The sequence below is a fragment of the Helicobacter salomonis genome (genome assembly GCF_900197775.1).
GTDB lineage: Bacteria > Campylobacterota > Campylobacteria > Campylobacterales > Helicobacteraceae > Helicobacter > Helicobacter salomonis.
Genome location: NZ_FZMA01000002.1, coordinates 15,648 through 28,810 on the forward strand (window position 1 = coordinate 15,648; position 13,163 = coordinate 28,810).

Genomic DNA, 13,163 nt, shown 5'->3' on the forward strand with positions numbered 1-13,163 from the left:
TTAATTTAAGGAGTGCATATGCGGGCATGGGCTAAGGGTTTTGGAATTTTGTGGGTTGTTTTGGGTTTGGTTTTAGCTGGATGTGGAGATGACCACAAAGCGGAAAGCAAAGAGGATAGCATCGCGTTGATTAAAAAGCGCGGTGTTCTTAGAGTGGGCGTATTCAGCGACAAGCCCCCCTTTGGGTTCGTGGATAGCAAGGGGCAGCCTGCTGGTTTTGATGTCTATATCGCCAAACGCATGGCTAAGGATTTGCTGGGCGATGAGAAAAAAGTAGAGTTTATCCCTGTAGAGGCGGCCGCACGGGTGGAGTTTTTGAAGTCTAATAAGGTAGATGTGATCATGGCAAATTTTACCAAAACTAAGGAGAGAGAGGCTGTCGTGGATTTTGCCAAGCCCTATATGAAGGTCGCTTTGGGAGTGGTGTCTAAAAATGGAGAGATCAAAAGTATTGACGATCTCAAGGATAAACCTCTGATCGTAAACAAGGGCACTACGGCGGATTTTTATTTCTCCAAAAATTACCCTAAGGTATCTTTGCTGAAATATGATCAAAACACCGAAACTTTTTTAGCGTTGAAAAACAACCGCGGGGCAGCCCTAGCCCATGACAACACGCTTTTATTTGCATGGGTTAAGAAAAATCCTGAATTTAAAGTGGGCATCCCTAGTCTAGGGGATCAAGATGTTATTGCCCCAGCGGTAAAAAAAGGTGATAAGGTTTTATTGGAGTGGCTCAACAAGGAAATAGACACTCTCATTAAGAACGGGTTTATCAAGGAGGCTTATGACGCTACTCTTAAACCTGTTTATGGAGATGAGGTCGATCCTAAGAGCGTCATTTTTGAGTGAGTGCGGTTGCTGGGATTCTAACACCAGCCCCTGCAACATATAAGGCTGTTTCTGTTCTATACCATCGCGCCCTTTGCTAAAACCAAGCCCCTGACTTATGAGAGTCCAACCACCTTGAAGCCGGGTCTGGTGGTGAAGATTCCCCTACGATCGCGCTATGTTTTAGGAGTGGTGTTACAAGAGTGCGCCAAGCCCCACTTTGTGTGTAAAAAGGCAAATCCCACAAGGACCTACTTCAATGCCCACCAAATGCTTTTATTACGCTTCATCTCGTCTTACTATTGCGCCCCTATAGGCATGATCGCGCCTGTATTTCAGCCTTTTAAAACCATGCCCACCCCTATTGCGCTCGAGCACATTCCATATTTAAGTCCACTCAACGATTCTCAACAAATAGCATATGAGAAGATTTGTGCCCTTAAAAGTGCCCTGCTTTTTGGGGATACGGGCAGTGGTAAGACACATATCTATACCCACTTGATTGCACAGAAACTCCAAAAATCCTCAAGTGTATTGGTGCTTGTGCCCGAAATTGCCTTAGCTCCCCAAATTTACAAAGTCCTCTTGAATAGTTTTGGTTCATTGGTGGGGCTGTGGCATAGCAAGCTCAACACCACCCAGAGAAATACTCTTTTGGATAAACTCTATGCTCAAGAGGTGCGCGTGGTGGTGGGCACTAGAAGTGCCTTGTTTTTGCCCATGGCGCATTTGGGTTTGGTGATCGTAGATGAAGAACACGATCAGGCCTACAAGGCTAACCAAGCTCCCTTTTACAATACCCGTGATCTCAGTGTATATTTAGCACGTCAAACGCCCATACAAGTTGTGCTAGGTTCAGCAACCCCAAGTATCCGCAGCTACTCTTTAGCCCAACAAAGTCAAAGCCTCGTGCGCTTGAAGGGGCGTTTCTATGGTTCTGACCAAACCATTGACTTTGATGAAAGCCCCACTACTCTCAGTCCGGCTATTTTAAATGCTTTAGAGAATACTCTGGTCCAAAAACAACAGAGCGTGATTTTCATGCCCACCCGCGCACATTTTAAAAAACTTTTATGTCAAGTGTGCGGACAGGGGGTGTGTTGCCCCTTTTGCAGCGTGAACATGAGTTTACACCTCAAAGATCAGTGCATGCGTTGCCATTACTGCCAACACCAAGCAAACATTCCCAAAATCTGCCCAACTTGCCACAATGACTCTTTGCAGGGTAAGCGCATGGGTACACAGCAACTCAAAAAAGAGCTGGAAGCCTTGTTACCCCAAGCGCGCATTGGAATTTTAGATAAAGATCATACTCACACAAATGGGCAAATCCAGCGTATTTTAGATGCTTTCAATACACAGCAAATAGACATCTTAATTGGCACACAGATGATCGCCAAGGGGCATGATTACCATGGGGTGCATTTGGCCATTGTATTGGGCATTGATGAGGTGTTGCACAATGGAAGTTACGCAAGTTTTGAACAAGGGGTGAGCTTGGTGCACCAAATTGCCGGACGCAGTGCGCGCAAGACCCATGGAAAAGTGCTGATTCAATCCCGTAACCGAGCTTTTTTAGAAAATTACCTGGAGGATTACGAAGACTTTCTCAAGGACGAACTCAAAACACGCATGCAAATCTTTCCTCCTTTCATGCGTTTAGCTTTACTGGAGTTTAAGCATTCTCGTGAGGACAAGGCTCAAGAAGCCATGCACGCTGTTTTGGAAATCATCCAAAGCCAACTAACACATCTGCAGGGTGTAGCAATCTTAAGCTCAGGCGTAGCGCGTATCGCCAAAGTTGCCAAGAATCACCGCTATGAAATCCTTCTTTCTGCTACCTCTACTTCTAATCTTTTGAGTCTCTTACATCATCTCCAAGACGACAACACCCCTCTCTTTACCATTGTGATGGACCCTTTAGATGTGTGAGAGCGCGCATCAATGAGCGACGGCTTGGGCAACTCTCTCGCGAATGACATGCACCACTACCTCGCCAGGGTATTGTAAAGTGTTTTCGATCTCTTTGGCAATATCCTTAGCCAGCAAGGTGATCTTAGCGTCATTGACTCGCTCAGGGCAGACAATCACACGCACCTCCCGCCCTGCATCCATTGCAAAGACTTTTTTAACCCCCTTCTTCTTGCTAGCAATGCGCTCCAAGTCGTGCATGCGCGCCAAAAAGTTTTGAGAATCCTTGCGCCGCGCTCCCGGGCGCGCAGCTGAAAGCGCATCAGCAGCACATACGGCTGCGCATTCAATGCTTTTGATTTCCTCACGATCGTGGTGGGCATAAATGGCATTCAACACGGCGGGGTGTTCGTGATGGCGTGCACACACCTCTGCCCCTAATTCCACATGATCGCTCCCAGATTCGTAGGTAAGTGCTTTACCAATGTCGTGTAAAATCCCTGCACGGCGTGCGAGTTTAGAATCTCCGCCTAATTGCATGGCAATATCACCAGCTAAAGTCGCCACCTCTATGGAGTGAATCAACGCGTTTTGTCCGTAACTAGTGCGGTAACGCATCTTGCCTATTAAGCGTCTGAGTTCTTCGTGCATGGAATCTAGTTTGAGTTCTAATAACACCTCTTGAGCATCTTCTAACATCGCCTCTTCCATATGTGTTTCCACGCGTTGATAGGTGGTTTCAATGCGTGCGGGCTGGATTCGTCCATCTTGAATCAGTTGCTCGAGAGTCCGTCTAGCAATCTCGCGGCGGTATAGATTAAAACAACTCAAAGTGATAGTCTTGGATTCCTCATCAATCATCACTTCCACCCCGCTAATGCGTTTAAAGGTGTCGATGTTCTTCCCCTCCTTACCAATCACGCGTCCGATAAATTCGCTATCAGGCAAACTGACCACACTGGTGAGATTTTCCATCGCGAAATGGCTGGCAAAACGCGCAGTAGCATCCGCAATCACAAAATTTGCGCGCACGCGTGCCTCTTTTTTAGCCTCTTTTTCGTAACGGCGCACTAAGGCGGCTTTTTGCAAGAGTAGTTCTTCTTCCATTTGGTGCAAGATCAGCGCTTTGGCCTCCTCTTGAGTATAACCAGAAGTTTGCATTAAGGCTTCTAACATTTGTGTTTTGAGTTCTGCGCACTCGCTTTGCAATTGTGCTTGAGCACTCCTTTGATTTTCTAGGTCTTGTTGCTGGATTTCTAGGTCTTGGCGGACTTGGTTAAGGCGTTTTTGTTCGCTGTTTAAATACTGAGTTTGTTGGAGCTCTTGCGAGCGGAGTGCGTCTAATTTGTGCTGGTATTCTTGAGTGCAATAGCGCATCTTTTGATCGAATTCGCTCTGTAATTGTTCGAGCAGAGTTTGGGATTCCACTTCTTTGGCTTGGTAGAGCACCTGCGCTTGGTAGAGCAGCATGTCTGCCTTAGCCTTAGCTTGATGCACATATTGCTGACTATGGGCGCGCATAAATTTCTTGGTGAACCAAAAGACGCAAAAACCCGTGAGCGTGCACGGGAGAAAAATTTCCAGTAAATACACCATTTATAATCCTTTTGTTTATTTTATTTAAAGTGCGTTGATCGATAAAGCGCGAGCTTACTATATCATGGTTCTCACCCAGCACACTTTGACTCCGGAGAATTTGCCGCGCAACAAAAATGAGGGGGACTTGCGGGCGTTTAGCAAAGAAGCGATCGTAATATCCCTTTCCAAAGCCTATCCGTCTTCCCATGGCATCAATGCCCAATACGGGTACAATGGCCAAATCTAAGGGTGTTTGATAAATGCATGAAGGTGCAGGCTCTAAGATTTGGTAAGCCTTGCGCGCCAAGGGCAGGCGGTAGGGAGTGGCTTGCAAACTACCCTGATGCAAGATAGGTAGAAAAATTTTTATACCCCGTTGGCGCGCCCATTTAATCAGAGGCATGAGATTAGCTTCATGGGACAAGGGGCAATAGAGTAAAACGCGTTGACACTTTTTGAGCAAGGGTTTGAGCTGCATGGTGATTTTGTGATCTTTAATATCCCAACCCCGTCGCGCCAAGAGGGTTTGTTTGCATAGGGTGCGGAATTGGATTTTAGAGGTGAGTGCTACCATAGAGCGCATGCTAGCACAACCACCCCAAATTAAGCATGCTTGCTATATAATGCGGGATTCATTAAGGAGATGTGGATGAAAGAACCTATGAGTATGTATGGCTATGAAAAGATTTGCACGGAGCTCAAGCGCCTTAAAGAAGAAGAGCGTCCACAAATTGTCAAAGAGATCGATCGTGCGCGCGAGCATGGAGATTTAAAAGAAAATGCTGAATACCATGCCGCTAAAGAGAAACAGGCGTTTATTGAAGCGCGCATCAATGATCTCAGTCGCATTCTAGCCAATGCTCAGGTCATTGACCCTTCCACCTTGAGCCATAAAAAAGTAAGCTTTGGGAGCACGGTAAAAATTCTCAATTTAGAAACCGACAAAGAAATGGTCTACACCATTGTAGGGAGCATGGAGAGCGATCCAGCTAGGGGCTTGATCTCGTGCAGTTCCCCCATGGCAAGGAGTCTTATGGGCAAAGAAAAGGGAGATGAGGTGAGCGTGATCTTGCCTGCGGGTGAGAGTGAGTTTGAGATTTTGGACATTTGCTACCAAGACATCGCCTATGCTAAAAATTAAGATTCAAAAGCTCCACCCCCAAGCCCATATCCCTGCTTACCAGAGTGCGGGCGCAAGCGGTTTTGACTTGCATGCCCTTGAGTCCTTGCAGATCGCACCCAAAAATGTTGCCTTAGTGCGCACGGGTTTAGCAATTGCCCTAGAAAAAGGTTTTGAAGTGCAGGTGCGTTCTCGCAGCGGTCTAGCGCTTAAGCATCAGATCATGGTGCTCAATTCTCCGGGCACCATTGATAGCGACTATCGGGGCGAGTTGCAGGTGGTTTTGATGAATTTTTCTGAGCGGGTCTTTCATATCCAATCTGGGGATCGTATCGCTCAGGGGGTGTTGTGTCAGGTTTGCCATGCGCAATTTGAGTGGAGCGCAGAGCTAGACAAAACGGAGCGCGGGAGCGGGGGGTTTGGGAGTAGCGGGGTTTAAATGGCAGTTAAAGAGAATCTCCAGCAAATCCAAGAAGAATTTAGGAGTGACGAAAAGCTCTTAGAAAGTGCTTTTAGAATCGAAAAACTTTACAATAAGTACAAGTTTGTGCTTTGGGCGTTAGTTGCGCTTGTGGCCATTTGGTGGGGAGTGGTCCAGTTTTTGGAACATAGAAAGGCTGTGCACACCCAAGAAATCACAGCTCTTTACAATGAAGTTTTGCAAAATCCCAATAATCTAGCCTTGCTCGATAAGCTTAAACGCCTTGCCCCCGATCTTTATAGTCTATATGCCTACGCGCACGCACTGGAGAACAAGGATATTAAGACACTTAGGGAACTCAGCACATCGTCTAACACTTTAGTGAGTGCGTTCGCGCGCTACTATAGTGCTTCTTACGATGAGGATTTGCAAGCATTGCAGCAACTCAAATTAGAGGGTCTGGAGGGTTGGATCGCCCTACAAAAAGCCTATTTGATGCTTCAAAAAGACCCTAAAAGCGATATCAAACCGGTTTTGGCTCCCATTACCCCCACTTCTAACCTACACCAAATTGCTTCCTTGCTCAGACACTATGGTGCGCTCAAACCCTCTTCTAAGGATGCCAAGTGAGTCTCAGAATTACATGGTTATTGGTTGTATTGGTATGTCTGGGCTGTGGCTCTAGGAAGAACTTTGAACCCCCCAAATCCAAAATCAAGGGCGAGTTGCGCTTTCAGCAAGAACTCAAAAACCCCATCACCTTCACTAACCGCTACGGGGCTATTTTAAAGGATGGGGGTGTAATCGACACTCAAGGAGTTACTCCCTTGAGGTTGACCAAGAAAGAGTATAAAGAAAGCTCATTTCTTAACCAAAGCCAGGATTATTACATCTTAGCTGAGGATTGCTGGCGTAGTCATAAGCAAAATGGCCCTAAGCCCAAGAAACCTAAACAAGTTAAATTAACCCAACAACAAGCAGAGCAGGAAATCATCGAAAATATCGAATCGATAGACGAACAGGTGGTGTTAAACGATCACTGCCACCATCTGGAACTTGTCAGCACCAGCCTCCAGACCAAGCCTTCTATCTTCATCCCCATAGACACCTACCCTTTGAGCGCAAGCGTGCAGGACAAACGCCTCGCTGTCGTGATGGCAGATAATTCGGCCAATATCTATGACATCACCACCCGTAAGCTCATTTTTAGCGAAAAAGGTGCGTCTACCACAGCGATCAACTCTCTAATGGCCGCCCCAGTGTTTTTAGACACTGTGGTTGTCTTCCCCATGCTGGATGGACGGCTCTTAGTAGTAGATGTCAGTACAGACACCCCCAAAGTCGTGCGCAATATCGTGCTCAATAGCGAAAAGTTTTTTAATAATGTGATCTACTTGAGAGTGGACGGGGAAAACATGTTTGCTGCCACCACCAAGAGATTGGTATCAGTCATCTCGGGGCAGGAATTCAATTTTGATGCAGACATTGTCGATGTGCTCTATAAAAACAACCATCTCTATGTCTTGACTTTAGATGGGCGTATCTTGGAGATGGATAAGACTCTCAACGATCAGAGCATGGGCATTGTAAAACTCCCCTTTGCCATGCTGACAAGTCTAGTGGTTACGGATAAAAAACTCTACACCTTAGAGAAGCGGGGTTACTTGGTGGAAGTCAATCTGGATCACTTTGATGATTATAGGGTTTACAAACTCAGCAATGTTTCAAAAAATTGGGGAGGGCGCTTAGACAAGATGAGCTTTTACACGGCAGATACCATTTATTACGATCGCTACTACATGGATTTGAGTCATAACCCATGATTTTATGTGATATTGGAAATAGCGCGCTGCATTTCTTCAATGGCAAAAAAGGCTGGCACCGCACTCCAGACGCTTTGGAGTCCTTTACAGAACCCCTGCACTACATCAGCGTTAATCCTGTTTTTGAGCGCGCCTTACTAGAAATTTGCCCCCATGCGCACAATTTAGAACCCCAGATTAAATTAAAGAGCTCTTATAACGGATTGGGCGTGGATCGCAAAGCGGCATGCTTAGGATTGGGGGACAATGGGGTAGTCGTGGATGCAGGAAGCGCGATCAGTGTAGATGTCATGGAGCAGGGGGTGCATTTGGGTGGAGTGATCTTACCAGGTCTTAGAGCCTATCACATGGCATACAAGAGTATTTCTCCAGTGTTAGACCACCCCATTAATGTGCGTGTAGAGCTGGAAATTCTGCCCCAAAACACGATACAAGCCTTGAGTTATGGCGTGCTTAAGAGCGTGATTTTAGTGCTCAAAGAAATAATTGGGGAGAAGAGAGTGGTTTTCACGGGGGGGGATGGGGAATTTTTGAGCGCCTTTTTCACCCGTGGGGTTTATCACAAATGGCTGGTATTTGAAGGCATGCAACGCGCGCTCGCATAATGGAGTGGCTCTATCTCTTTTTAAGTGCCTCTCTTATGTCTTTGGGGCATTGTGTTGGCATGTGTGGAGGGATTGTCCTAGCTTATTCCCAAAGCAAGTTTAGTCCTCAATTGCCCTTAAAAGCACAAATACTCGGGCATTTTTTTTATAATTTAGGGCGGGTAAGCACTTACATGCTCACCGCGCTTGTTGTGGCATTCTTGGGTCATACCCTCTTGGAGCTTGTAGCACAGCATAGCGCAATCGCACGCCCCAAACTGCAAGGGATTGTGATCATGGGCGTGGGCGCGCTCATCATCTTACTTGCCTTTGGCTTCGTGTTTAAGTGGCATTTGAATTTGAGCGTGTTTTCAAAACTTTTTAAAGTCACCTTGGGGAGTTCTAAACTTTTTAGTTTCTACTTACTGGGTTTGCTCAATGGGGCGCTGCCATGCTCGTTAGTTTATTATTTTCTGCTCAATGCGCTAGGTAGTCCTGACTTGCCCCATGCCCTCATGACCATGTTCATACTTTCTTTGGGCACTTTTGCGCCTCTATTTGTCATGGGTCTGCTCTCGGGGCGTTTTTTGAGCGCGCCCGCACGCGCCCTTTTCTCTAAATTGGCCTTTGTCTTGATGTTGGGGTTTGGGGCTTACGATCTCTACAAGGGGTTCAACATGTGGCAAGGCCATGCTCACCACTCCCATATGCACACGCACATGGAATCGATGCCTTGAAGCGCAAAGCGTTATTTCTAGATCGCGATGGGGTCATCAATGTAGATAAGGGATATGTCCATCGTCCTGCAGACTTTGAGTTAATGCCGGGCATTTTAGAACTCTTGGAATATGCCAAGATGCAAGATTTTTTACTCTTGCTAGTTACCAACCAATCAGGGATCGCTAGGGGGTATTACAGCGAGCAGGATTTTTTGACCCTGAGCGCCCATATGCAAACCCTTTTGCAGACCAATTTAGGCTTTAGCCTAGATCGAATCTACTATTGTCCCCATGCTCCAGAGGCGCGCTGTGCGTGTCGTAAACCTGAATTAGGAATGTTAAAGCAAGCGTTGGGGGATTTTCGCCTTGATCTGAGCCAAAGCGTGATGATAGGCGACAAGTATAGCGACATGGAATTTGGACTAAAAGGAGAGATTGGCACAAATCTTTGGCTCACAGACCACAAATCATGCACACCACAAGAGCGACTTTTTTCTATCGAGCAATTACAACAGGCTTTGTCTTTTTTACAACCCAAGATAGCTACCTAATCTTTTTACCATCACGCATGTAGTCGCATGTTCACATACACGCACTACAGCTCCTAGTTTTTGGTGATGGGGGTATGAAGTGTTGAACTCTGTGAACTAATGCTATAATCGAATGATTGCAAAAATTTAGAAAGGTTCTGGTTCATGGCAAAAACTAATGGTGGTAAAAAGATAGTGCGTGTGCATCCCTATACAAAAAAGGATGGAACACAGGTTAAAGGGCATGGGCGATCTACCCCCAATAAGTAGGGGTCTAGGGTTGTAACTGGCGCCAGCTCTATCTTTAAGCCATGAGCGGAAGCCATGAGCGGGGGTAAAGGTGGGGCCGTGTCAGTACATTTTGAGTTCAGCTACTAAATAAATCGTCATAACTTATGGCTGGCTTGGTAAATGCCCTAATGTTGCCGATAAAAATGCGCTCCCTCTCATTTTGTTGTGCCCAAAAAGCTTCGCCTAAATCTCTTTCGAGTTGTGCTCTAGGACGCATGAGAGTGCGGGCTACATTGTCATAAGAAGCTTCCGAGATTTTTTTGTGGTGTTCCATTTCATCTACCAGGCCTGCTTGTCTGCTAATTTCCTTGACAACGCTTAAATATTTTAGCAACCAAGATAGTATTTTGTGGTGTCTACAAGTGAGCGCAACAAACTCTAAGAGCTTGATAACTCCTACCAGTTTATCCACGAGTGCTGCCGCCTGCTCTGTCATCATTCTAGAATCATCTAAATTATCATGTCCAGCATGTGGCAAGCTCCAGTCCTTGCTATCAGTATCAACATACTTATAGTTGCCGGCTAAATTAAGCGCACATCTGCCACTACCCAGTTTAGCTCCTTGTCTGTAAAAAGAAAGTTCCCTCTCCCACTCAAGGTTATCATAACCATAAGTCCCCAAAAGCGCATACGCATCGGCATAACCCGAATTAATGGCTTTTTGACAATAGCTTTGGATTTGGAGACGGAATGCACCATCTCTGTTTGAATAACTGACTGCGTTCACCAGCACATCAGCCATCAAGGCACAAGCTTCTATATCTCCTTGTTCAGCTTGTAGTTTTAAAAGATCGAAGGCCTTTTGTCCGTACTCTTTAGACTTGTTTTGATCTGCACCCTGCCATGAATACCAATTAGATAACACCCAATACCCCCTCCCCTCGCCTAAACTCACCGCTTTTTCAAAGAGTTCTTTGGCTTTTTGGTAGCAACCAGAAGTGCTTTTGTCTCTGAAGACTTGGCAAGCTTTAAGAATCTCTAAATAATCCTCACTTTCCACATCATCGTTTAAAGGCCTAAGAGCATTAATAACATCTTGCCCGTTGATGATTTCCCCACTCCCATACTCTAGTATTTGCGTGTCTCCATTTTCTATGTAGAGTTTGCCCAACTCTACCAAAGCCCCCACAGAACCTAACTCGATCGCCTTTTCAAAACAACGCATGGCGACATTGTTATCTGGGTAGAGTACAATGCCTTGTGCGCTCATCTTGCCCAGCTCTAACCAAGCCCCAGCACTCCCCAAGTCTTTGGCTTTCATGTAATCTTGAAAGGCTTGCAGAGTATTAGGCCCATATTTCCATAGGGGTTTGACTTCAGGGGCATTGCTGGGGGCGGTTTGTGGGGCTGGCTTAGGTGCGCTCTCTTCTTGGGTGGAGCTAGTTTGGCTTGAATGGGTATTTTGGTTAGTTTCAAATAAAGAACTAAAACTAGCCTGAAAAGCTTCTGACAAGATTTCTAAATCCTCGAGAGGTTTAGCTAATCGTGTGATATGTTCTAAAGAAGATTGATCTCCTGCTTGCACATTGCTCAGGGCATTGAGATGGGTGCCCATCTTCACCTTAACTTTTTTGAACTGAGTGAGAGAGTTTTCTAAGTCTGGATCGTCTTCTGTGCTTTGGTGGTAAACTTCTTCCAGGGTTTTGTTAAACACACTGAGTGTGTCTAAGAGTTGGCTAAACTTAGTGCCTAAATCGCTAATTTCCTCTTGAAGGGCTTCACCCCCCCCCCCCCGCAACATCTTGGGCTAGAGATTGGAACAAACGATAGGATCGTTTGGTAGTTTTGAGTTGTTGGCTTAAGTGATTGCGTGCTGTTTGCACAGGACCTCCCTATTTTTTGTAGAATGGGGGCATGGTAGCATGGATGGGCTGAAATACCAAGTGCGCCTTCTAGCATAACACCTAGGGATCATTGTAAAATCATGGAGTTTTAGCTAGAATCGTAGGCTTTAAAGCACATAAAGGGCAGTGATGAACAAGTTTTTCATGGCGGGGGTGGTTTCTTCTGTGTTGAGCGTCTTCTTGGTGGTGAATGCGTTAGAGGCGAGCCAAAGTGAGACCGCCCAGCCAAACCTTAAGAAGAACTATAAGCCCACAACTCAAGAACGCATCAATGCATTAAAAAAGTTTTCTAGTGTTGTAGAACAAATCGAGCATTACTATGTGGATGAAGTGGGCATTAATGACATTGTAGACAAGGCTATTGATGGTTTACTCACCAACTTAGACGCGCACTCTTCCTATCTCACTCCCAAAAAATTTAGAGACTTTAGGGCGCAAACAGAGGGCGAATTTGGTGGGTTGGGAATCACCGTGGGGATTCGCGATGGTGCACTCACGGTGATCGCGCCCCTAGATGACACTCCCGCTTTCAGGGCGGGCATTAAGGCTGGAGATGTGATCTTGAAGATCAACTCTGAGAGCACTTTGAATATGACCATTGATAACGCCGTGAATTTAATGCGGGGCAAGCCAAAAACTCCTATCGAGCTCACGATTGTGCGCAAATCCGAAAGTAAGCCCTTAGTGATTAAGATGTTGCGCGATATCATCAAAATTAAATCCGTGCATGCCAAGAAGATAGAAGGGACGGATTATCTCTATGTGCGGGTAAATTCCTTTGATCGCAATGTGGTTAAAGGCGTGCTCGCAGAATTAAAAAAAGTCCCTAAATTAGAGGGGATTGTGTTAGATTTGCGCTCTAATCCGGGCGGATTACTCAACCAGGCTATCGATCTTTCCAATCTCTTTATCAAACAGGGCTTGATTGTTTCACAAAAAGGGCGTATTAAATCTGAAGATATTGCTTATCGTGCCACAGGACGCGCACCCTATGCGAACTTACCCATTGCTGTTCTTGTGAATGGCGGTACGGCGAGCGCGAGTGAAATTGTTTCTGGAGCCCTGCAAGATCACAAGCGGGCTATCATTATTGGGGAAGACACCTTTGGAAAGGGCAGTGTGCAGACTACTTTCCCTGTAGGTAGGGAGGAAGCCATTAAAATTACCATTGCACGCTACTATTTGCCTAGCGGACGCACCATTCAGGCTGTAGGGATCAAGCCTGATATTGTAATTCACCCCGGAAGTGTGCCTCAAGATGAAAATAAATTCAATATCAAAGAGGCAGACTTAAAGCACCATTTAGAGCAGGAGCTCAAGGAATTAGATCAGAAAAAAGACATTAAGGACACATCTACTGGAACTAGCAAGGGTGAAAAATCCATCACAGCTAAGGACATCAACGCAGATATCCAGCTCAAGGTTGCCATCGACACGCTCAAGGTGTGGGATATTATCATGATGTCTAAAGAAGCTAGTAAGTAAGGGAATATTTGCGTACACTTCTAGGA

General features: G+C 45.8%; 13 protein-coding genes. 10 read left to right on the forward strand and 3 right to left on the reverse strand.

Annotated elements, in window-relative coordinates; all coding sequences use genetic code 11:
• The first annotated feature begins 12 nt into the window (after positions 1–12).
• Positions 13–852, forward strand: a complete 840-nt coding sequence (locus C6H04_RS00415; RefSeq protein WP_438940234.1) for a cysteine ABC transporter substrate-binding protein — start codon at positions 13–15, stop codon at positions 850–852.
• Between the two features lie 51 nt (positions 853–903).
• On the forward strand, positions 904–2,763 hold the full coding sequence (gene priA, locus C6H04_RS00420) for a replication restart helicase PriA (RefSeq protein ID WP_104732012.1): 1,860 nt from the start codon (positions 904–906) through the stop codon (positions 2,761–2,763).
• A gap of 9 nt (positions 2,764–2,772) precedes the next feature.
• Here the strand turns inward: priA and rny are convergent, their stop codons facing one another.
• Positions 2,773–4,338: a ribonuclease Y gene (gene rny / locus C6H04_RS00425; protein WP_104695931.1), complete on the reverse strand. Its 1,566-nt coding sequence runs from the start codon at positions 4,336–4,338 to the stop codon at positions 2,773–2,775.
• Complete coding sequence (locus C6H04_RS00430) at positions 4,250–4,903, reverse strand: 5-formyltetrahydrofolate cyclo-ligase (RefSeq protein ID WP_104695932.1); 654 nt, start codon at positions 4,901–4,903, stop codon at positions 4,250–4,252. The genes rny and C6H04_RS00430 overlap by 89 nt, the downstream gene beginning before the upstream one ends.
• Positions 4,904–4,969: 66 nt before the next feature.
• Here C6H04_RS00430 and greA point away from each other — a divergent pair, with 66 nt between their 5' ends.
• From greA to C6H04_RS00465, 7 genes are read left to right on the forward strand one after another with little or no spacing between them, the layout of a single operon-like run.
• Positions 4,970–5,461, forward strand: a complete 492-nt coding sequence (gene greA / locus C6H04_RS00435) for a transcription elongation factor GreA (protein WP_104695933.1) — start codon at positions 4,970–4,972, stop codon at positions 5,459–5,461.
• On the forward strand, positions 5,448–5,879 hold the full coding sequence (dut, locus tag C6H04_RS00440) for a dUTP diphosphatase (RefSeq protein ID WP_104732013.1): 432 nt from the start codon (positions 5,448–5,450) through the stop codon (positions 5,877–5,879). Before greA ends, dut begins: the two co-directional genes overlap by 14 nt.
• Positions 5,880–6,491 (forward strand): hypothetical protein, encoded by a 612-nt coding sequence (locus C6H04_RS00445; RefSeq protein WP_104695935.1) that lies wholly within the window; start codon positions 5,880–5,882, stop codon positions 6,489–6,491.
• Positions 6,488–7,684 (forward strand): hypothetical protein, encoded by a 1,197-nt coding sequence (locus C6H04_RS00450; protein WP_104695936.1) that lies wholly within the window; start codon positions 6,488–6,490, stop codon positions 7,682–7,684. The genes C6H04_RS00445 and C6H04_RS00450 overlap by 4 nt, the downstream gene beginning before the upstream one ends.
• On the forward strand, positions 7,681–8,289 hold the full coding sequence (locus C6H04_RS00455) for a type III pantothenate kinase (protein ID WP_104695937.1): 609 nt from the start codon (positions 7,681–7,683) through the stop codon (positions 8,287–8,289). The genes C6H04_RS00450 and C6H04_RS00455 overlap by 4 nt, the downstream gene beginning before the upstream one ends.
• Positions 8,289–9,005, forward strand: a complete 717-nt coding sequence (locus C6H04_RS00460) for a sulfite exporter TauE/SafE family protein (RefSeq protein WP_199766012.1) — start codon at positions 8,289–8,291, stop codon at positions 9,003–9,005. Before C6H04_RS00455 ends, C6H04_RS00460 begins: the two co-directional genes overlap by 1 nt.
• Positions 9,002–9,538 (forward strand): D-glycero-alpha-D-manno-heptose-1,7-bisphosphate 7-phosphatase, encoded by a 537-nt coding sequence (locus C6H04_RS00465; RefSeq protein WP_104732014.1) that lies wholly within the window; start codon positions 9,002–9,004, stop codon positions 9,536–9,538. The genes C6H04_RS00460 and C6H04_RS00465 overlap by 4 nt, the downstream gene beginning before the upstream one ends.
• 346 nt (positions 9,539–9,884) lie before the next feature.
• Here the strand turns inward: C6H04_RS00465 and C6H04_RS00470 are convergent, their stop codons facing one another.
• Positions 9,885–11,549, reverse strand: coding sequence for a tetratricopeptide repeat protein (locus C6H04_RS00470; protein WP_104732015.1), 1,665 nt, complete (start codon positions 11,547–11,549; stop codon positions 9,885–9,887).
• A gap of 232 nt (positions 11,550–11,781) precedes the next feature.
• On the opposite strand from C6H04_RS00470, the gene C6H04_RS00475 reads away from it, so the two are divergent.
• On the forward strand, positions 11,782–13,137 hold the full coding sequence (locus C6H04_RS00475; protein ID WP_104732016.1) for a S41 family peptidase: 1,356 nt from the start codon (positions 11,782–11,784) through the stop codon (positions 13,135–13,137).
• Positions 13,138–13,163 lie beyond the last annotated feature (26 nt).